This is a genomic window from Methylobacterium aquaticum (assembly GCF_001043915.1).
GTDB lineage: Bacteria > Pseudomonadota > Alphaproteobacteria > Rhizobiales > Beijerinckiaceae > Methylobacterium > Methylobacterium aquaticum.
Genome location: NZ_LABX01000162.1, coordinates 15,975 through 34,959, shown reverse-complemented (window position 1 = coordinate 34,959; position 18,985 = coordinate 15,975). Strand labels below are relative to the sequence as shown.

At 69.2% G+C, this 18,985-nt stretch carries 17 protein-coding genes and 1 pseudogene; 9 read left to right on the top strand and 9 right to left on the bottom strand.

Annotation, left to right across the window (positions count from 1 at the left end):
* The 5 genes and pseudogenes from VP06_RS20505 to VP06_RS20485 all read right to left on the bottom strand — a co-directional run.
* Positions 1-414 (bottom strand): annotated as a pseudogene (locus tag VP06_RS20505) (porin family protein); the annotation flags it as partial.
* Between the two features lie 731 nt (positions 415-1,145).
* Positions 1,146-2,498 (bottom strand): homogentisate 1,2-dioxygenase, encoded by a 1,353-nt coding sequence (gene hmgA / locus VP06_RS20500; protein WP_048465632.1) that lies wholly within the window; start codon positions 2,496-2,498, stop codon positions 1,146-1,148.
* A gap of 43 nt (positions 2,499-2,541) precedes the next feature.
* Positions 2,542-2,763, bottom strand: coding sequence for a DUF2783 domain-containing protein (locus VP06_RS20495; RefSeq protein ID WP_048465631.1), 222 nt, complete (start codon positions 2,761-2,763; stop codon positions 2,542-2,544).
* Complete coding sequence (locus VP06_RS20490) at positions 2,763-4,433, bottom strand: FAD-dependent oxidoreductase (protein WP_048465639.1); 1,671 nt, start codon at positions 4,431-4,433, stop codon at positions 2,763-2,765. Before VP06_RS20490 ends, VP06_RS20495 begins: the two co-directional genes overlap by 1 nt.
* Before the next feature lie 74 nt (positions 4,434-4,507).
* A complete protein-coding gene (locus tag VP06_RS20485; RefSeq protein ID WP_048465630.1) occupies positions 4,508-5,461 on the bottom strand; it encodes an MBL fold metallo-hydrolase in 954 nt (317 codons plus the stop codon).
* A gap of 343 nt (positions 5,462-5,804) precedes the next feature.
* Here VP06_RS20485 and VP06_RS20480 point away from each other — a divergent pair, with 343 nt between their 5' ends.
* The 6 genes from VP06_RS20480 to VP06_RS20455 all read left to right on the top strand — a co-directional run bounded on the left by VP06_RS20480 (position 5,805) and on the right by VP06_RS20455 (position 11,040).
* Positions 5,805-6,734 (top strand): tyrosine-type recombinase/integrase, encoded by a 930-nt coding sequence (locus VP06_RS20480; protein ID WP_048465629.1) that lies wholly within the window; start codon positions 5,805-5,807, stop codon positions 6,732-6,734.
* Positions 6,735-7,362: 628 nt separating this feature from the next.
* Positions 7,363-8,148 (top strand): transporter substrate-binding domain-containing protein, encoded by a 786-nt coding sequence (locus tag VP06_RS20475; RefSeq protein ID WP_048465638.1) that lies wholly within the window; start codon positions 7,363-7,365, stop codon positions 8,146-8,148.
* Positions 8,149-8,175: 27 nt separating this feature from the next.
* A complete protein-coding gene (locus VP06_RS20470) occupies positions 8,176-8,820 on the top strand; it encodes an amino acid ABC transporter permease (RefSeq protein WP_048465628.1) in 645 nt (214 codons plus the stop codon).
* Entirely contained in the window at positions 8,817-9,479 is a 663-nt protein-coding gene (locus tag VP06_RS20465; protein WP_048465627.1) for an amino acid ABC transporter permease, read from the top strand. The genes VP06_RS20470 and VP06_RS20465 overlap by 4 nt, the downstream gene beginning before the upstream one ends.
* Positions 9,476-10,282, top strand: coding sequence for an amino acid ABC transporter ATP-binding protein (locus tag VP06_RS20460; RefSeq protein WP_048465626.1), 807 nt, complete (start codon positions 9,476-9,478; stop codon positions 10,280-10,282). The genes VP06_RS20465 and VP06_RS20460 overlap by 4 nt, the downstream gene beginning before the upstream one ends.
* A complete protein-coding gene (locus VP06_RS20455) occupies positions 10,279-11,040 on the top strand; it encodes a histidine utilization transcriptional repressor HutC (protein WP_048465625.1) in 762 nt (253 codons plus the stop codon). Before VP06_RS20460 ends, VP06_RS20455 begins: the two co-directional genes overlap by 4 nt.
* A gap of 43 nt (positions 11,041-11,083) precedes the next feature.
* Here the strand turns inward: VP06_RS20455 and VP06_RS20450 are convergent, their stop codons facing one another.
* Together VP06_RS20450 and VP06_RS20445 are read right to left on the bottom strand one after the other, a co-directional pair.
* Positions 11,084-11,683, bottom strand: a complete 600-nt coding sequence (locus VP06_RS20450) for a flavin reductase family protein (RefSeq protein ID WP_053081962.1) — start codon at positions 11,681-11,683, stop codon at positions 11,084-11,086.
* Entirely contained in the window at positions 11,680-13,038 is a 1,359-nt protein-coding gene (locus VP06_RS20445; protein ID WP_048465624.1) for an LLM class flavin-dependent oxidoreductase, read from the bottom strand. The genes VP06_RS20450 and VP06_RS20445 overlap by 4 nt, the downstream gene beginning before the upstream one ends.
* A gap of 158 nt (positions 13,039-13,196) precedes the next feature.
* Between VP06_RS20445 and VP06_RS20440 the strand changes: the two genes are divergently transcribed.
* Positions 13,197-14,141, top strand: a complete 945-nt coding sequence (locus VP06_RS20440) for a LysR substrate-binding domain-containing protein (RefSeq protein ID WP_048465623.1) — start codon at positions 13,197-13,199, stop codon at positions 14,139-14,141.
* Positions 14,142-14,261: 120 nt separating this feature from the next.
* Here the strand turns inward: VP06_RS20440 and VP06_RS20435 are convergent, their stop codons facing one another.
* Together VP06_RS20435 and VP06_RS20430 are read right to left on the bottom strand one after the other, a co-directional pair.
* On the bottom strand, positions 14,262-15,020 hold the full coding sequence (locus VP06_RS20435; protein WP_048465622.1) for a thioesterase II family protein: 759 nt from the start codon (positions 15,018-15,020) through the stop codon (positions 14,262-14,264).
* Positions 15,021-15,037: 17 nt separating this feature from the next.
* Positions 15,038-16,711 carry an ABC1 kinase family protein gene (locus tag VP06_RS20430; RefSeq protein WP_197093243.1) on the bottom strand — a complete coding sequence of 558 codons (1,674 nt, stop codon included), beginning with the start codon at positions 16,709-16,711 and terminating at the stop codon, positions 15,038-15,040.
* Positions 16,712-17,234: 523 nt separating this feature from the next.
* On the opposite strand from VP06_RS20430, the gene VP06_RS20425 reads away from it, so the two are divergent.
* Both VP06_RS20425 and VP06_RS20420 read left to right on the top strand, forming a co-directional pair.
* Entirely contained in the window at positions 17,235-17,585 is a 351-nt protein-coding gene (locus VP06_RS20425) for a DUF6312 domain-containing protein (protein ID WP_156295695.1), read from the top strand.
* Between the two features lie 400 nt (positions 17,586-17,985).
* Positions 17,986-18,288 carry a DUF6200 domain-containing protein gene (locus tag VP06_RS20420; protein WP_048465619.1) on the top strand — a complete coding sequence of 101 codons (303 nt, stop codon included), beginning with the start codon at positions 17,986-17,988 and terminating at the stop codon, positions 18,286-18,288.
* Positions 18,289-18,985: the final 697 nt, after the last annotated feature.

The following is an 18,985-nucleotide window of genomic DNA, read 5'->3' as shown; positions in this document are numbered from 1 at the left end:
GAAGCGGTTCCGGTCACGACCGAAATCGGCGTACTGGGCATCGGCCTCGATGCCGACCACCACGCCCGAGCCCGGGGTGAACTGGTAGTTGTAGCCGATCTGGCCGCCGCCGACGAAGCCGTCGGTGCTGTTGCGGTTGCCGAAGGCGAGCACGCCGGTGCCCGGGACGCCGCCCGGACCGGCCGGGATCAGGCCGGTGGCGTTGTTGATGGCGATAACGGTCGGGCCGCGATCGTCAGCGGTGTTGAAGCCGTAGCCGGCGTTGAAACCGGCATAGAAGCCCGTCCAGGTGAACACCGGCACCGGCGTGAAGACCGGCGGCGGGGCCGCGCGGCGCGGCAGGTCGGCGGCGAGGGCCGAGCCGGCGACGACGATGCCAGCGAGGGCGGTAGCGCTCTTGAGAAGCGACTTCATGGTACTGGTCCTTCCTACTATGCCGCGGCGACCGCGCCCGTTTGCGGGTCGGCGGTCAACCGAAGCAGTGTCCCCGACATACCCCGGCAGCCTCGTGAAAGCTGTGTCCTCGCGACAACGCTGGTGAGTTTCACCGCGGCCTTAACGGCTGTTCATCGCGAGCATTCCCGTGGCTCCTTATCCCCTCAACGCGCGCGAACGGCCAAGGTTCATCGGCGCACACGTTTTTTTTACATCAGCACAGATCGCCGTCACGCCTGGTATTGGAACTTTGCGAAACCGGGCTCTGCACCGCGCCGGATGCATGCCGGCGATGCGGACTCGTCGCGTCATGTCGGGAGCGCCTATCGACGTCTCCGACACGGTCCCCCAGCATAGACGGGGGCAAGTCCCGGGCAGAATCCAGGCCGGGCACGGGCCGCTGATCGTCCCGGCCTGAGCGTGGCTCGACGCGGGGATTGATGCCTCCGATCCGATGGCGCGACGCCCGGTGCATCGGCGCGGCGTCGATGGCCGGCCTCGCATCTTCGCTGGAGGCTCGGGGGCCGATCGGAAGCGTGATGGACAAGGGGGAGCCCCTTGAGGGGAACCCCTGCCGAACACGGCCCCCTCGATCGGGGAGGGCAGGGCACGCCCCGATGACCTCCGGTCTCGACACCGGGTACGACCATGCGTTGTCGCTCCGGGAGACGGTGATGACGGCGCCGCGTGGTCCGGGCGCTCGGTGACGGTCATCGCCGCGCCTCCGGCCGGGTCGGGTCGAAATGCTTGGCGAGCTTGCGGCCATAGGTCCCGTACTCCGCCTGGAGCGCCGGCGTCTCGGCCGCGAAGCGGCTGACCTTCTGGGGAAACCGCGTCTCGAACATGAAGGCCAGGGTGCCCTCGAGCTTGTGCGGCGCCAGGTCGACGGTCGACGCCTTCTCGAAGGCGTCGATGTCGGGCCCGTGCGGCAGGAGCGTGTTGTGCAGCGAGGCGCCGCCCGGCCGGAAGCCGCCGCCGGTCTTGGCGTCATAGACCCCGTAGACCAGGCCCATGAACTCGCTCATCACGTTGAGGTGGTACCAGGGCGGCCGGAACGTGTTCTCCGCCACCAGCCAGCGGTCGGAGAAGATCACGAAGTCGATATTGGCGGTCCCGGGCGTCTCCGAGGGCGAGGTCAGCACCGTGAAGATCGACGGGTCGGCGTGGTCGAACAGGATCGGGCCGACCGGCGAGAATTTCCTCAAGTCGTACTTGTAAGGCGCGTAGTTGCCGTGCCACGCGACCACGTCGAGGGGCGAGTGGGCGATCTCCGCCGCCCAGAGGCTGCCGCCCCATTTCACCAGCATCGTGCCGGGCGCGTCGCGGTCCTCGTAGGCCGCCGCCGGGGTGAGGAAGTCGCGCTGGTTCGCCAGGCAATTGGCGCCGATCGGGCCGCGCTCCGGCAGCGTGAAGGCGCCGCCGTAATTCTCGCAGACGTAGCCCCGCGCCGGGCCGCCGTGCAGCTCGACCGCGATCTTCACGCCGCGCGGGATCACCACGATCTCGCCGGGCGCGACGTCGATGTTCCCGAACTCGGTGCGGATGCGGAGCGCGCCCTCCTGGGGCACGACCAGCATCTCGCCATCCGCATTATAAAAGTACTCGTTCTGCATCGACCGGGTGGCGACGTAGAGATGCGCGCCCATGCCGGCCTGCGATCCGGCATCGCCGGCCGTCGTCATGGTGCGGATGCCCTCGACGAAGGACAGCGGCTCCTCCGGAATCGGGATCGGGTCCCATCGCAAGGGGGCGGGCGGCAGCTCGACCTCGGGAGCGGGCGCCGTGCGCCAGAGCCCGGCATCGACCTTCCGGAATGCCCCCCAATGCATCACGGTCGGGCGGATGCGGTAGAGCCAGGAGCGCTCGTTGGTGGTGCGCGGCGCCGTGAAGGGCGAGCCGGAGATCTGTTCGGCATAGAGGCCGTAGGGGCATTGCTGGGGCGAGTTGCGGCCGACCGGCAGGGCACCGGGCAGGGCCTCGCTCTCGAAGCCGTTGCCGAACCCCGACATGTATTCCGGATGGATCTGCTGGTTCACGGATGATCTCCCATGATGATCTCCCATGACGTGCGATGGGCCGACGCGCCCCGGCCCCAGATGTGCGGGATCACGGGAGGGGATGATGGCGGCGGAGGGAGCGCCGCGCGAGGGCAATGGCCTGTGCCAGCACGGCCGGATCGCCGACTTCGTGGGCGAGGATCAGCACCAGCCGCGCGTTGAGGGCCGCGCTCTCCTCGTCGCTCAGGCTCCGGTGGGCCTCGACCAGGGACTCGTAGACCGCGTCCGCCTGTCCGGCGAAGCCGTCCTCCTGCCTCAGGCCTGCCGTCATCACGCCGCCTCCTCGATCGTCAGGCCGGATCGGCCGCTCGCACGGGCGAGCGCTCCGGCCACCTCCTCTGCATCGATTGTCGCGAACCGGGCGGCGACATGCGCGTCGGGCCGGATCAGGTAGGCCGCGCAGGATCCGGCGGCGTAGCGGCGCCCGGCGACGCCGTGCGGATCGCGCAGGACCTCCACGCCCGGCAGCGCCGGGGGGGCCTCGCCGACGACGATGCAGCGCAGCCCGGGCACCAGACCGGAGAGCCGGGCGCGATCGGGCGCGCCGGCGCCCGCGAGGACCAGGAGCGCGAACGAGCCGCCGAGCCGGTCGAGCAGCCAGCCCGCACGGCCGCTCTCATCGACGACCGGCGCATCGGGGCAGGCATCGCCCGGCCGCGGACCCTCGGCGTGCGGCAGCGAATCGGGGGTCTGCAAGGACAGGCCGGCGAGGCTGCACGGCCGCGACAGGCGCCCGGCATTGAGCAGGGCGCGGGCGAAGGGCGCCTCGGCGGCGAGGTCCAGCACCGCGTCGCGCAACTGCCGCTCGGCCCGCGTTTTCGGCGTCATGAAATTGGTGGTGCGGCGCGAATGCAGGATGTTCTCGTCGGCGGCGTGCCCGCGCTCCTCGTCGTAGGTGGCGATCAGGCTCTCCGGTGCCTCGCCGTGCAGGACCAGCGCCAGCTTCCAGCACAGGTTGTCGGCATCCTGGATCCCGCCATTGCCGCCCCGCGCGCCGAAAGGGCTCACCACATGGGCGCTGTCGCCGGCGAACACCACGCGGCCATGCACGAAGCGCGCGAGCCTCGCGCAGCGGAACGCATAGACCGAGCACCAGGCGAGGCTGACGGGCGTGTCCTCGCCCACCACCGCCCGCACCCGCGGCATCACCCGGTCGGGCTGGCGCTCCAGCTCGGGATCGGCCTCGGGGCCGAGCTGGAAGTCGATGCGGACAACGTCGTCGGGCTGGCGGTGGAGCAGGGCGCTCTGGCCGGCATGGAAGGTGGGCTCGAACCAGAACAGGCGCTCGCTCGGGAACTCCGCCTTCATCGTCACGTCGGCCATCGTCACGTCGGCGATGAGGAAACGCTCCTCGAAATGCTGGCCGGGGAAGGGCAGGCCCATCCGGGTGCGGGTGGGCGAGCGCGCCCCGTCCGCCGCGATCACCCAGGCAGCGTCGAGGGACCGGGCGCCGTCCGGCGTCGCGACGTCGAGGCGCACACCCTCCGGGGTCTGCGCCAGGCCGGTGACGGCATGCCGCCAGTGCAGCGCGATCAGGTCGGGGAAGTCCGCGGCGCGCTCGATCAGATATTGCTCGACGTAGTATTGCTGCACATTGACGAAGGCGGGCCGTCGGTGGTCGCTCTCGGGCAGCAGGTCGAAGCGGTAGAGTTCCTGGTCGCGATGGAAGACGCGCCCGACGTTCCAGGTCACGCCCTTGTCGACCATCCGCTGGCCGACGCCGAGCCGGTCCCAGATCTCCAGGGTCCGTTTGGCCCAGCAGATCGCCCTGCTGCCGGTCGCGACGGTGTCGTCGTCGTCGAGCACCACCACCGGAACGCCGCGCGTCGCGAGGTCGATGGCACAGGTCAGGCCGACCGGCCCGGCGCCGATCACCACGACCGGAACGCGGCCGCCCGCATCGGCCAGGGGCTGAGAGGGAAAGCGACGGTGGATGGGCATGGGCGGTTCCTCGCGCAGGGCGGTGCGCCCGGTGGGCCCGGGCGTCGTTGCCTTGATCCGGCCGGCGACGGCCGTCAGCCTTCGAGCGCGCGCCACATCTCGATGTCGCGCTCGGCGGTCCAGATCCGGGGCGTGTCGATCCCCTTCGCCTCGTCGTAGGCCCGGCTCACGTCGAAGGGCATGCAATGCTCGAAGATGACCCAGTGCCCGTAGGTCGGCCGCATCGCGCTCATCGCCCGGTCGTAGACAGCCTTGAGGTCATGGCCGGCCGCCACGCCGTCGCGGGCGATGGCGTAGAGGTCGCGCAGGAAGGCGCGGGTGCCGTCCAGCCCCTCGCGGATCCGTTCGGGCGTCGTCAGCGCCTCGCCGCGGCCCGGCACCAAGGCGACGGGTCCGAGGGCTTCCAGGCGGTCGAGGGTGGCGGGCCAATCCTGGAAATGCGCGTCGCCGCAATAGGGGGTGGCGCCATATTCGACGAGGTCGCCGGAGAACAGCACCTTCTCGTTGGGCAGCCACGCGATGGTGTCGCCGGCAGTATGGCCGCGTCCGGCATGGATGATCCGCACCTCGCGCGACCCGAGCCAGAGCGTCATCTCGCCATGGAAGGTCAGGGTCGGCCAGGTCAGGCCCGGGATCTCCTCGCGTCCCCGGAAGAGCCGCGGGAAGCGCTGGATCTCCGAATCCATGTCGGCTTGTCCGCGCTCGACGATCATCGCCCGGGCGACGTCGCTGGCGATGACGTTGACCCGGTCCGGATAGCCGGCGACCCCGAGCACCCGCACGGCGTGGTAATGGGTGAGCAGCACGTGGCGGATCGGCTTGTCGGTGACCGCGCGGACGCGCCGCACCAAGTCGCCGGCCATGCGCGGGGTGGCGCGGGCATCGATCACCAGCACCGAGTCGTCGCCGACGACGATGCCGGAATTCGGATCGCCCTCGGCAGTGAGGGCATAGACGCCCGGGGCCAGCTCCGAGAACGTCTCCGTCTTCTCGACGAGGTCGCCCTGGCTGGCGAAGCCCTTGCTCATGCGGTTCCTCTCCCTGGTGCGTTGCCGTCCGCAGCGGATCCTCCGCCGCATTCCGGTCGCGCGGGCCGATGGGAGAAGTCCCCATGGCGAACCCGCAGCCGGCATTCTTGTTGCGATTGCAACCATTCATAGGCGGTTGCGACCGCAACCGTCAAGGGCGACGAGCGGGGCCAGCGTAGCGCTCAGTCAACCCTGACGCCGCATCGGCACCATCTGGACAGCGCATCGGGGGGCCGCGCAGGAGGGACATCAGCCGTCGTCGTCTCTGGCTGCATGCCGCCATTCGCATAAGCTGTTTTTCTCAGAGAAGTCCCCGTTAACCGATCGCGGCCATGCTCCCGGGATGACCAATGCCGAGATCACCCGCCTCTGGCTCGAGGCCCTCGCCGCCGAGCGCGGCACCGCCGCCTCGTCGCTGAAGACCTATCGCCGCGACATCGACTGCTACCTCGGATGGCTGGGCGCGCGCCGCCTCGCCGACGTGACGCGCCAGGACATGGTCGCCTACCTCGCCCATCTCGACCAGCGCGCCCTGTCGCATTCCACGATCAGCCGGCGCCGGTCGGTCGCCAACGGCATCCACCGGTTCATGGTGGCGGAGGGACTCGGCACCGGCAACCCGGCCGCCGAGCTTCTGCCGATGAAGCGCCCCGAGCGCCTGCCATTCACGCCGGGCATCGAGGCGGTCGACCGCCTGATCGAGACGGCGCACGCCCTGGCGCGGGACGAGTCGGTCGGCCTCTACCGTCAGGCCGGCTATGCCCGGCGCGCGGCTCTGCTCGAAACGCTCTATGCCAGCGGGATGCGGGTGTCCGAGGCGGTGACGCGGCCGGCCGGTGCGGTGCGGCCCGGGACCCGGATGATCCACGTCCTCGGCAAGGGCGGCAAGGAACGGCTGGTGCCGCTCCACGACCGGGCCGTCGAGGCCATCGGCCTGTGGCGCGAGCTGGCGGGCCGGTACGGCTCGCGGTCAGATGTCTGGCTGTTCCACCGGGTCTCGAACGGCGAGCAGCACCTGACGATCGATGCGGCGCTGAAGGAGATCAAGGAGACGGCCGCCGCCGCCGGCATCCCGAATGCCGACCGCTGGTCGCCCCACAAGCTGCGCCATGCCTTCGCGACCCATCTGTTGCAGAACGGCGCCGATCTGCGGGTAATCGGGGAACTCCTGGGCCACGCCGATCTCGGAACGACGGAGGTCTACACCAAAGTGAACCTCTCGCGCGCGCAACGGATGGTCAGGGACCTGCATCCGCTGTCGGATGCGTCCTAGAGCATCGTCCGACAGAATGGATGTCGGTTCGTCGTAGACAATGCGGCAAAATCAAACAGCGAGAGAAGCGTCGCGATGGCAACGGGATCGTGAAGCTTCTCTAGCAACCACAGCGCTTCCTGGCGCTCTCCTTCGAGGCTCCCTGCGGAGGCGATCGTCGATCGCCAGACACCTCAGGAAGGAGGCCGCCGGGCGGAACAGCCGGGACCGAAGACAAGCCGTGCTGTCGTGTTCCGTGTCACAACGTGATCGGGTGTTGCTCCGGGAGCGCCGTCCCGGGGACGGCCGGCCGGTGGTCTCGGGACCGGCGCGGCGGATCGCCCTCGGCCGCGGGCCCGGGCCGCTCCGTGACGCTGCGCAAAATTTAGACGCGGACCGTCCCCGGACTCCCTCGCCCGACTCTCTGCCGGCCCGCCGGCGGGGTTCCGCAAGACGCGCAGAACGGCACGGCGTGCCCGGTTTTTTCGCAGCGTGGGCCGTGCCCTTCGATTGACATCATGAGCGGAATCGCCTCCTTTATGTCTAATCATAATTGAGGCCGACCCCGTCGGGGCGCGCCGACATGCTCCTGTAGGAGGCCCGCGTGAACAAGCGTCTCTTCGTACAGATCACCCTCGGGCTTGGTCTGATGATGACCACGCCCATGATGGCACAGGCCCAGGATGCTCTGGCGCGGGTCAAGGCCGCGGGCGTTCTGAAGGTCGGGACGGAGACGGCCTTCGCCCCGTTCGATTTCATCGATGCGGCGGGCGACCATGCCGGCTTCAACGTCGACGCCTTCGCGGAGGTCGGCAAGGAACTCGGCGTCACGATCAAATGGGTCGAGCTGCCCTGGGACGGCGTCCTGCCGGCCCTCGAAGCGGGGCAGTTCAACATGGTGGCGGGGCCCGCCACCATCACCAAGGCGCGCCTGGAGCGGTACCGCTTCCTGTCGCCCGTCGCCGAGGCGACCGTGGCCATCCTGCGGCGTGCGAAGGACGACGCGATCAAGAAGCCCGAGGACATCGCCGGCAAGACCGTCGGCGCCGGCAAGGCGACGGCGCAGCTGGCCCAGCTGAAGACCTTCGCGGCGACCCTGCCCCGTCCCGTCGAGGCGCGGGAATACCCGGCCTTCAACGAAGCCTATGCCGATCTCGCGGCGGGCCGCATCGCCGCGGTGGCGAATTCGCTGCCGAACATCGCCTTCGTCGCGTCCAAGCAGCCCGGCACCTTCGCGGTGGTGCTGCCGCCCTTCGGTCAGAAGAGCTATTTCGGCTATATCGGCACGAAGAAGCCGGACGATCAGCCCCTGCTCGACGCCGTGCAGGCCGCGCTCGTGAAGATCAAGGCCGACGGGCGGATGAAGAAGATGCAGGAGAAGTGGTTCGGCACCGCCTTCGACACGCCGGACGTGGCGCCGGAGCCGAGCTTCTGAACCGCCCTTCCCCGGACTGAGGGCCCGATGACTCCGCGGCTGTTCGAACTGATGCTCAAGGCGGCCGGCACCACGGTCGTCATCAGCGTCGCCTCGATCGGGATCGGCCTCCTGATCGGCATCCTGGTCTGCGCGGCCAGGCTGTCGCCGCGGCCGTGGCTGCGCTGGCCGGCGGGCCTGTTCGTCAGCTTCTTCCGCGGCGTCCCGCTCCTCGTCCAGCTGCTCCTGATCTACAATCTCCTGCCGGCGATCGGCCTCACGGTGCCGAGCGTGGTGGCGGCGCTGATCGGCCTGTCGCTCTGCACCGCCGCCTATCAGGCGGAGAACCTGCGCGGCGGCTTCACCAGCGTGCCGCGGGGCCTCCTGGAGGCCGCCGACATGGTGGGCCTGTCGCCCTGGCAGCAATTCCGGCGCATCCGCGCGCCGATCGCGCTGCGGCTCACGGTCCCGGCCCTCGTCAACGAGGCGATCCTGATCCTGAAGGCGTCCTCGCTGATCTCGGTGGTCGGCGTCATCGAGCTGACGCGCACGGCCCAGAACCTCGCCGCCTCGACCTACGAGCCGCTGCTGTTCTATGCGGTCGCGGGCGGCCTGTATCTGGCGATCAACTGGCTGGTGGCGGCGGGCGGCAGCCTGGCCGAGCGCGCGTTGCGCCGCGGGCGGCTCGCATGAGCTTCGACGTCTCGGTCATCCTTGGCGCGCTGCCGGCGATCCTGTCCGGCCTCCAGATCACCCTCGGGATCTGGCTGGCTTCGACGGCGATGGGCGCCGTTCTCGGCTTCGTCGTCGCCGCGTTGCGGCATTTCGGGCCGCAGCCGCTCGCCCTCGCCCTGCGGCTCGCGGTCGAGGTGCTGCGGGGCACCCCCTTCCTCGTCCAGATCTTCCTGCTCTATTTCGGCGGCCCGTTCATCGGGCTCAGCCTCGATCCCGTCCCGGCCGGGCTCCTCGGCCTGAGCCTCTACGCCGCGGCCTATTTTTCCGAGATCGTCCGGGCAGGCTTCGCCGCCGTGCCGCGGGGCCATGTCGAGGCGGCGCAATGCGTCGGCTTGAGCCAGGCCCAGATCGTCCGGCGCATCCTCGTGCCCGAGATGACCATGCTGGTCCTGCCGCAGGCCGTGAACATGGCGGTGATCCTGCTCAAGGAGACCGCGGTCCTGTCGATCATCGCGGTGCCGGAGGCGACCGCCACCATCAGCGCCATTGGCTCGCAGCAATACGCCTTCGTGGAGGCGCTGTTCCTGCTCGCCGTCATCTACTGGGGGCTGGTCGAAGCGTGTGGCCGGGCCGGCCAAGCGCTCGAATGCCGGTTGTCGAAGTTCAGGTTCGCATGACGCTCCCCTCTTCCGCCATCGCCATCCGCGGTTTGTGCAAGAGCTACGGCAAGGCCGAGGTCCTGCACGACATCGACCTCGAGATCGCCCGCGGCGCGACCACCTGCCTGATCGGTCCGTCGGGCTCGGGCAAGTCGACCCTCCTGCGCTGCATCGCCTTCCTGGAGGAGGCGACCCGCGGCACGATCCTCATCAACGGCCAGCCCCTCGGCTTCGAGGAGCAGCCGGACGGCAAGCGGGTTCGCGTGCCCGCGCATCAGATCCGCAGGGTGCGCTCCGGCATCGGCATGGTGTTCCAGCAGTTCAACCTCTGGCCGCACATGACGGCGCTCGGCAACGTCACCGAGGCGCTCGTCACCGTGAACGGCTTGTCCCGGGCGGAGGCCGAGGCACGCGGCATGGCCCAGCTCCGCCGGGTCGGCCTCGAAGCGCGGGCCCGGCACTACCCCTCCGAGCTGTCCGGCGGCCAGCAGCAGCGCGTCGCGATCGCCCGCGCCCTGGCGCTCGAACCCAAGATCCTGCTGTTCGACGAACCCACCGCCTCGCTCGATCCCGAACTGACCGGGGAGGTGCTCAACGTCATGCGCGATCTCGGGGCAGACGGCATGACGATGGTGGTCGTCACCCACGAGATCGGGTTCGCCGCGACCGTCGGCCGGCGCATCGTCTTCCTCGATCACGGGCGCGTCCTGCTGAACGGAACGCCCGGGGAGCTGTTCGCCGCCCCGCGCCATCCGCGCCTGACGCAGTTCCTCGAAACCTACCTCGACCGCGGGGCGGCGATGCTGCTGAAGCCCGCGTGAGCGCACCGGACCGGACGGTTCGCGCCAAGGGGTCGACGCGGCACGACCACATCGTTGAGGACATCCGGTCGCTCATCGTCGACGGGTGCTGGCCGCCGGGATCCCAGATCCCGGTCGAGACCGAGCTGGCCGAGCGCTACGGCGTGTCGCGCATGACCATGAACAAGGCGCTCGGCCAGCTCGCCCGCGAGGGCTTCCTCGTGCGGCGCAAGAAGAGCGGGACGCAGGTCGCGCAGCCGCGCGCTGAATCCGCCGTGGTGGCGATCGCCGATATCCGCGACGAGGTCCGCAATTCAGGCCGCGCCTACCGCTTCCACCTGCTCGCGCGCCGGGTGCGGGCGGCCCGGGAGGAGGATGCGTTGCTCCTCGGCAGCCCGCCCGGGCGCGCAGAGGTGTTGTGGCTGCAAGGTCTGCATCTGGCGGACGACCACCCGTTCTGCCTCGAAACCCGCCTGATCAACCCGGAGGCGGCCGAGGGCGCGACGGGCCAGGATTTCGGCGATCTCGCCCCGGGGGCCTGGCTCCTCGAAGCCGTGCCCTGGAGCGTGGCGAGCCATCGCGTCCGGGCGGTCAACGCGACCGCCGCCGAGGCGAGGCTGCTGGCACTGCCGGTCGGCGAAGCCTGCCTCGAGATCGTCCGCCGCACCCAGGCCGCGGGCGCGTGGGTGACCGGCGTCAGGCTGCTCTATCCCGGCAGCGAGCATCAGCTGGTCGCGAATTTCGGCCCGGAGGCCGGCGACGGGCCCGTGCGGAGCTGAGAGCCGGCCCCATCGGAGCCAGCCCCCGCCGAACCGATCCCGATCACGCCTCCGCGCGGGCGAACCGGCCGTAGCCGCCGTCGCAATACAGCAGAGGGTCGGTGGGACCCGACCCGATCGCCCCGGCGATCCGGGCGATCAGGACCGCATGGGTGCCGTGATGGTGGCAGGCATCGATCGCGCAGAACAGGGTCGCCTGCGCCTCCTCGAGCCAGGGCAGGCCGTCGATCGCGTCGCCGTCGCTCTGCCATCGCCGCCAGGTCCCGTGGTCGAAGCGCGCCGCCGAGGGCGCCGCGGCGATCGCCGCCGCGAGGTCCCGGTGCGCCGCCGCCATGACGCCGAGGGAGAAGGCGCCGCGCGCCCGCAGGGATGCATGCGCGGAGGCGCTGCGGTTGATGCAGACCAGAAGCGACGGCGGGTCCATCGAGACCGAGCTGACGGCCGTCGCCAGCATGGCGTGACGCGCGGCGCCGTGCTCGGTCGCGATCAGGGCCACGGTCGCGCCGAACCCGCGCCACACCTGCCGCACGGTCTCGGCGTCGGCCGGCCGAAGCGCCGGAATGGCCAGGTCGTCTCCCCGCATCACAGCCTCGTCCAGATCGTCGCGGGGCAGGCCCGTCTGCGGCATCAGGGCCGCCGTCATGCCCGGTCGCTGCCGCGGGCCAGCGTGTAGCGGTTGGGCGGGGTCGGCAGGCCGAGATTCTCCCGCAGGGTCGCCCCCTCGTACTCCTCGCGGAAGAGGCCGCGGCGCCGCAGCTCGGGCACGACCAAGCGGGTGAAGTCCTCCAGGCTCGACGGCAGGGTCGGGCACATCAGGATGAAGCCGTCCGCCGCGCGGGTCTCGAACCACTCCTGCATGAAATCCGCGACCTGCGCCGGCGTGCCGGTCAGCCCGTTGCCGGTGTGCCGGCGCGCATAATGCGTGATCAGCTCGCGCATCGTGTGCCCTTGCGTGACGAATTCCTTGAGTTCCTCGAACATCGCCTTGGAGCCCTTGGCCGTCGCGGGCATCCGGTCCATCGGGAACGGCTTGTCGAGATCCGCGCCGTGCAGGTCGGTCTCGAGGAATTCCTGGAGCATCAGCAGCCCGACATCGGGATGCATCAGCCGGACCAGCGCCTCGGCCTTCGCCTCCGCCTCCTCGCGGGTCTCGCCGACATTGATGACGAGACCCGGCATGATCTTGAGGTGATCCGGATCGCGGCCGTAAGCCGCCATCCGCCCCTTCACGTTGGCGTAGAAGGCCCGGTTCTTCTCGATGTTCGAGGCGAGGGAGAAGACCATCTCGGCGGTGCGGGCCGCGAGTTCCATGCCCTGCTCCGAGCCGCCGGCCTGTGCGATCACCGGCCGTCCCTGCGGCGTGCGGGCGATGTTCAGCGGGCCGCGCACCTGGAAGTGCTTGCCCTTGTGGTTGAGCGCGTGGAGCTTGTCCTTGTCGTAATAGAGGCCGCTCTCCCGGTCGAGGAGCAGCGCATCGTCCTCGAAGCTGTCCCAGAGGCCGAACACCGTGTCGAGGAATTCCTCGCCGCGCTCGTAGCGCTCGGCATGGGGCGGCAGCCCCTCGCGGTTGTAGTTGTAGCCGGTCTCGTCGTGGTCCGAAGTGACGACGTTCCAGGCGATCCGGCCGCGGGAGATATGATCGGCCGAGGCGAACAGCCGGGCGACGTTGTACGGCTCGTAATAGCTAGTCGAGGCCGTCGCCACGAACCCGATCCGGTCGGTGTGCTGGGACAGGGCCGTGATGGCGGTGATCGGCTCGAAGCGGTTCATCTTCGTGGGGGTGCGGGCGAGCGCGCTCGCCTCCCCCACGGCGCTCGCCGGAGAATCGGCGAAGAACAGGAAATCGAGCTTCGCCGCCTCGGAGACCTTGGCGCAGCGGGTCAGATGGCCGAGGTCGTTCGCGCCGCGCACGTCGCTGCCCGGGTGCAGCCACGCTGCCGGGTGGAAGCCGAACGTGTAGACGAAGGTCCCCAGCTTGAGCCTGTCGGATCGGGTCATGCGCGGGTCTCCTGGGCAGCGCGGCGGGTCTCGCTCGACGCAGTATGCCCATGCCGGCGCTTGCGGGGAGCGCAGAGAATCTGCTTCATCGTTTAGAGAATCTGCGGCGTGCCAACGGGCGCGAGCGCCCCGCCGCAGACCGTCCTGCCGGAGGCGTCATGTCCCCTCTCCCTCCGCTGAAGGCGCTTCAGGCGTTCGATGCGCTCGGCCGGACCGGGAGCCTCGCGCTCGCCGCGACCGATCTCGGGGTGACGCCGGGCGCGATCAGCCAGCAATTGCGCAAGCTCGAGGAGGCGGTGAAGGCGAGGCTCGTCGAGCATGACGGCCGGGGCCTGCGCCTGACGCCCCTCGGGGCGACGTACCATGCGCAGATTCGCCAGGGCTTCGCGGCCTTCACCGAGGCCGCCGCCGTCCTGCGGGAGGCGGATGCGGACGTCATCGTCCTGTCCTGCCTGACGACCGTGCTCGGCAAGTGGATCGGCCGCCGGATGCGGGACTGGACCGACCTTGCCGCCGATGCCCGGATCTCCCTCGTCGGCAGCGACACGGAGCCGGACCTGTCTCAAGGAGCGGCCGACCTGCGCATCTATTACGGTGGCCGCCACCATCCGCCGCATCGCACCGAACTCTTCGTCGACCACATCGTCCCGGTCTGCGCGCCCTCGTTGATCGACGGGCATCGCCTGACCGGCCCGGACGACATCCTGCGCTTTCCCCTGCTGCACATCGCCTGGGATCCGCGCTTCGGCGCCAATCCGGGCTGGGCCGAGTGGGGACGGCTGATCGGCACCCGGCCGCCGCCCGCCAACCTGACCTACGGCCTGTCCGGGAGCGCGATCGACGCCGCCATCGCCGGCCAGGGCTTCGTCCTCGGACAGCTCGCCTTCATCGGTCCGGAACTGGAGGCCGGCCAGTTGGTCATCCCCTTCGACCTGCGCCTGCCCCTGCCCGATCCCTATTATCTGGCCTGGAACCCGGATTCCCTGCGCAAGCCCGGCGCACGGGCCTTCCACCGCTGGCTTCTCGGCGAGGGCCGGGCCCAGGGCCTCGTCTCGGCCCACCGCCTTGACAGTTCCGGATGCTCCGAGACGATGGAGCGATGACGACGGTCATGCCAAAGGTCGTTTCCAACGACCGTTATTATGACAGCCCGGTTCTCGTCGCGCCGGGCTTGGTGCGGGAGGCTCTCGCGTTGCGGGACCCGAGCGCCGGGCCGGAGCGGGTCAGAGCCGGGCGGCGAGGGCCGCCATGACGGGGGCGCGATCCTCGGCCAGATAGAAATGCCCGCCGGGAAACCGCAGCGCTTCGACAGGCCCGGCGATCAGCGGGAGCCAGCCGGCCCAGGCAGCGTCTGTGCATTGCGGGTCGTCGCGTCCCCCCATCAGCGTGACCGGAACCGGGAGCGGAGCCTGAGGCGTGTCCCGGTACGATTCCACGGCACGGATGTCGGCCTGCATGATCGGCAACAGCAGAGCCAGCAATTCGCGATCGGCCAGGACGGCGGCCGGGATGCCCTGATACCGCCGCACCATCTCGGCCACGAAGGCGTCGGCCGAGAGACCCGAGATTGGCGTCTCTCCCTCCGGCGGGGCCCCGGGGGCGCGGCGTCCCGACAGGAACAGGCGGCGCGGCAAGGGATGGCCGCCGCGGCGCAGGACGCGCGCGGTCTCGAAGGCGAGCATCGCCCCCATCGAATGGCCGAAGAAGAACGACGGCAGCGGCGGCAGGGCCGCGATCGCCGCCGCGGCGCCTTCCGCCATCGCCACGATGCTGGTCAGCGGGGCTTCCCGCATCCGCGCCTCCCGCCCAGGCGGGACGATGGCGACGACCTCCGTCCCGGCGGGCAGCAGGCGGGAGAACGGATGGTAGGCGGCGCCGCCACCCCCGGCATGCGGAAAGCACACCAGCCGGACCCGACCGGCCACCTGCTGCCGGAAGCGCAGACACCACGCCGACGCCGTCCCGGCCGCGACCGATTCCATGACCTGATTCCCCGCGCTCACTCGGATCGAAGCACCCGGACCATCTTTGTCAGCATCCGCGCCGCGAGCAGCAAACCCAGGCACATGATGCCCCAATGGATGCTGTCGCCGGGCAGCCAGCCGAAGAGCGACCGCACCGTCTCGTTGGGGTCGGAGTCGAGAAGCTCGATCTTGTCGATGATGTAGTAGAACAGGAGCGCCGATACGACGAGCAAGCCGATCCTGAGGTAGCGCAACACCACCGAGACCGCGAGGGACATCCGGTCGACGGCGCCACGGACCGCAAGGGTGCGGTTGCGCAGGTGAGGCAGCAGCAGGACGCGGATCTCCTGCACGGTCTCCATGGCCTCGAAGGCGCCGATCGCGGCGCGCCGGGCCAGGGCCGCCGGCTGGTTGGTGCGGGCGGCACGCTCGCGGAAATAGACCGCGTAGAGGCTGCGGACGTCGCCGTCCGGGATCAGCACGCTCAGGGTCGCATCCAGGGTCCCGAGGGTGCGGCCCAGGCGCAGCAGCGCCCAGGACGGCTGGATCCGGTGCTTGGCGAGGATGCGGTTGGTCTCGGTGTTGGCGGTCGACAGGGCGCGCTCGAAATACGACGCATTCTGAAGGTTGCTGCGCATCTCCCAGGCCCGGAAGGCGCGCACCAGCTCGGCGCGGACCCGCGGGAGGTTGGCCGAGGGCACCGAGACGCACAGAGCCAGGATGTAATCGGCCGCCTTGGCGAAGTTCTTCTGCACCATCGCCGATACCGCCAGGCCGTAGATATCGAGGAATTGCCGTTCCAGGCTGCCCGCCGTGCCGAAATCGATGAACGCCACGTCGCCGTCGCGCATCAGCATGATGTTGCCCGGATGGAGATCGCCGTGGAACAGGTTCTCCTCGAAGACCTGGCGCAGCAGGCTGCTGATCAGCCGCTGGGCGACCTCCTCGGGATCGATGTCGTTCTCCGCCAGCCAGCGGTCGGCGCGCCGCCGGTCCTCCCGTTGCAGGGCGATGTAGTCGGACATCGTCACCGCCGGGATGTATTCCATCACGATCATCCGCGGCGTGCAATAGTCCAGGAACGGGCGCGGCGCCAGGATGTCGTGCTTGCGCAGGTTGCGCCGGAGCCGCTTCAGGTTTGTGGCCTCGAAGCGATAATCGGACTCCTCTTGCAGAACCTCCTCCAGCTCCCAGAGCAGGTCGTCGAACTGCATCCAGGGGGCGATGTGGAAGGCGTTCAGCACGCCGACGATCGAGCGCAGGAACTGCATGTCGCGGCGGAAGCCCTCCGCCACGTCGGGCCGCTGCACCTTCACCACGACCGGGGTCTGGGTTTCGCGCAGGATCGCGAAATGGCACTGGCCCATCGAGGCGGCGGCGAAGGGATCGGTGTCGAAGCGGCTGAACGTCACTTCGACCGGCTCGCCCAGCTCCTCCTCGATGGTCTGGAGCGACAGGGCGGGGTCGAAGCCTTCGGCACGGCTCTGGAGCTGCGCCAGGTCGCGGCAGATCTCCTCCGGCAGAGCGTCGCTCCGCAGCGACAGCAGCTGGCCGAGCTTGATCCACAGCCCGCCGAGGTCCTGGAGCAGCGGCAGCAGCCGCGCCGCGGCGGCCGCGTGGGTGTAGCGCCCGGTGAGCCGAAGCCCTTGCAGGATCAGGAAGAACGCCGTGAAGCGCCAGAGCACCGTGAGGCCGCGAAAGCGCGACATCGGCCGCAACGGGCGAAGCACCAGGGGCTGCGACACGCGCCCCGACACGAGCGGGGTCGGCGGCCTGGGGCGCCTCTCGTTACGGTGGGAGGACGATTCGCTCGTCCGCCGGAACACCTTCACGCGCATCTCTCGACCTATCCTGTGTCCGAAACGGTCCCGGGCGGCGCCTGCGGTCAAGGTGGTTAGCATCCCCCGCGGCGGCGTGCGATCCCGAAGCGGATCCGTTCGACCCCATCCCGCTCAGGCTGCGGCCGTCGCATCGTCGTTCGCTGGAGCGGCGACCACGCCGGACAGGGCGGTTCGCCCGTGACGACGCACGGGCCGGCCGGCACGCTCACCGCGTGCCGAAGCGACAACGTCACAGCTTACTCTTGCCGCTTCACGCTTTTTCCGCGGCCGCGGGCGGTTTCTGCGGTCGGGGCGATTGCACGAATCAACGGGTTCGGGCAAGTGTAACGCGAGGTTGGCCGGGGATCCGTTCATGAGAGTGTCGTTTATCTCAGGATCTGTGCGGAATGGGGTGCAACGCATCTCGATGGTCAATCCGGGCGGGCGTGACGAAGCAGGCGCCGTGCGGACGGTCTTCGTTCGCCAGGACGACGATCCGGAAGAGGTTCTCAAGGTTTCGATCGTGCGCCCGGGCTTCGGCGTGGTAAAGCGTCTGAGGATCGAGGTGCACGCGGCCGGACGCAAGAAGCAGTCCGGCCTGCTCCGCCCGATCGAGAGAGGCATCCGCAAGCTGGCCGTCCGCGAAGCCGAGATCGCGACGACGTATCTCGCGCGGCACGACGCCTCGAACCGCCGCAAGACCAATGGCTGGGTCAAGGATCTGCCCCGCAACATCTCCCGGTCGATGCGCTCGGACGATTGATGCGGATGCGTGGCAGACAACACTTGTGCGGGCCAGTCTCGCATTCTCGCCCAGCCTCTGGCTTGACGGGAGAGATGTGAGAGAGATCAACGGCCTGATGTGTCAGCATCCGAAGCTGCTGGTACAAGTCCCGTTCCGTCGCAGGCCCGTCGGCACCGTCGACCCCTGAGAGCAGCGCTTGATCGCAATGTGATCAGGCGGCACTCTCGCTCAGGACGGGTTGGCATGCCAAAGCAGGTCTGCCGAGGCGACGAGCTGTCGACACTGTCTCGAACTTGTGCCCGAGCGGTGCAAGGTCGATTGCTCGGGTTCATGCGACGTCCTGGCCTTGCCACGCAGGCGGGGCTGGTCCTCTCCTCTCGTCATGCGCGCGACGATGCGCGCTCAAGGAGCCCACGGCATGGCTTACGAGACCGGGACCGCGGCAACCGACGCGGTCAAGACGCCCGACAAGACACCCGACAAAACTCCGGAGCTGTGCATCATCGATCTTGGCCAGCAAGATCGGGCTCGCATCCGCAAGTTGCGGCAAGGTCAGGGAAAGCTGACGCGCCAGGTCTTGCAGGCGACGGAAGCCCTTCAAGAAGAGGGAGTTCTGGCCGCCGACGCGCAGATCGTCGTGGTGCTGGTGCGTGAAACGCCGTCGCTCAAGGGTCTGCTCGACAATCTGCGCGACGACGACGATGACGACGATGACGATTGAGCTGGCCTGACCGGACGGTCATCGGCTCGGGCTTGTGGTGAGGCGGCTCCCGCCTCGCCGCGACGCGAGCGGGCCGGGCCAGGATCCGCAAGGCGATCCCGGCTTGAGACCGCGAGCCGCCGTTCACGGTCTTGCGTGGCGTCGTGACCCGAGCGGGTATCGTCTTGCTGCTCGTCGCTCCATGAGCGCAGAGTCGCCAACCCTCGTCGTTCGTGTTCGGGCGCCGGAAACTCTGGACATCAGGGCCTCGCCTCATACCAACGGTCGTTGAACACGACCTTTGGTTCCGTTCTCCGATTTTCGTTCAGCCTTTGGCCTAAGCAGATTTCGCCGAAGTGGTCACCGGTTCGGCGATAAAAATCTGCGACACAACAAGAGCTTAAGCGGGCGAAGCGTTGGCCTGCCAACGCAAGCCTGCTTAGTATCGAAAATTTGAGATGGTTCATCGGCCCGATGCGTCAGCATCTTGGGCCGATGGTATCGCATGGAGATCGGGCGACGGCCCCGGCGATCCGGGCCGTGCCCGAGACCGACATCGTTTCATCCGCGTATCGCGCTGTGGCACGAGAGATCGTTCGCCTGTCGACACGGGATCGCGCGGCGTGTCCGGGGCGTGCGTCCGGCAGGCGCAGTGACATGATGGGGAGGCAGAGGTGCCCTGGGCAGGATCGGCAGGCCGTGCCGCGTTGCGACGGCT

Bases quoted from the DNA above. Each gene is read 5' to 3' on its own strand.
- hmgA (WP_048465632.1), bottom strand. From the start codon at position 2,498: ATGGGAGATCATCATGGGAGATCATCCGTGAACCAGCAGATCCATCCG.
- VP06_RS20495 (WP_048465631.1), bottom strand. From the start codon at position 2,763: ATGACGGCAGGCCTGAGGCAGGAGGACGGCTTCGCCGGACAGGCGGAC.
- VP06_RS20490 (WP_048465639.1), bottom strand. From the start codon at position 4,433: ATGCCCATCCACCGTCGCTTTCCCTCTCAGCCCCTGGCCGATGCGGGC.
- VP06_RS20485 (WP_048465630.1), bottom strand. From the start codon at position 5,461: ATGAGCAAGGGCTTCGCCAGCCAGGGCGACCTCGTCGAGAAGACGGAG.
- VP06_RS20480 (WP_048465629.1), top strand. From the start codon at position 5,805: ATGACCAATGCCGAGATCACCCGCCTCTGGCTCGAGGCCCTCGCCGCC.
- VP06_RS20475 (WP_048465638.1), top strand. From the start codon at position 7,363: ATGATGACCACGCCCATGATGGCACAGGCCCAGGATGCTCTGGCGCGG.
- VP06_RS20470 (WP_048465628.1), top strand. From the start codon at position 8,176: ATGACTCCGCGGCTGTTCGAACTGATGCTCAAGGCGGCCGGCACCACG.
- VP06_RS20465 (WP_048465627.1), top strand. From the start codon at position 8,817: ATGAGCTTCGACGTCTCGGTCATCCTTGGCGCGCTGCCGGCGATCCTG.
- VP06_RS20460 (WP_048465626.1), top strand. From the start codon at position 9,476: ATGACGCTCCCCTCTTCCGCCATCGCCATCCGCGGTTTGTGCAAGAGC.
- VP06_RS20450 (WP_053081962.1), bottom strand. From the start codon at position 11,683: ATGACGGCGGCCCTGATGCCGCAGACGGGCCTGCCCCGCGACGATCTG.
- VP06_RS20445 (WP_048465624.1), bottom strand. From the start codon at position 13,038: ATGACCCGATCCGACAGGCTCAAGCTGGGGACCTTCGTCTACACGTTC.
- VP06_RS20440 (WP_048465623.1), top strand. From the start codon at position 13,197: ATGTCCCCTCTCCCTCCGCTGAAGGCGCTTCAGGCGTTCGATGCGCTC.
- VP06_RS20435 (WP_048465622.1), bottom strand. From the start codon at position 15,020: ATGGAATCGGTCGCGGCCGGGACGGCGTCGGCGTGGTGTCTGCGCTTC.
- VP06_RS20430 (WP_197093243.1), bottom strand. From the start codon at position 16,711: ATGTCGCGCTTTCGCGGCCTCACGGTGCTCTGGCGCTTCACGGCGTTC.
- VP06_RS20420 (WP_048465619.1), top strand. From the start codon at position 17,986: ATGGCTTACGAGACCGGGACCGCGGCAACCGACGCGGTCAAGACGCCC.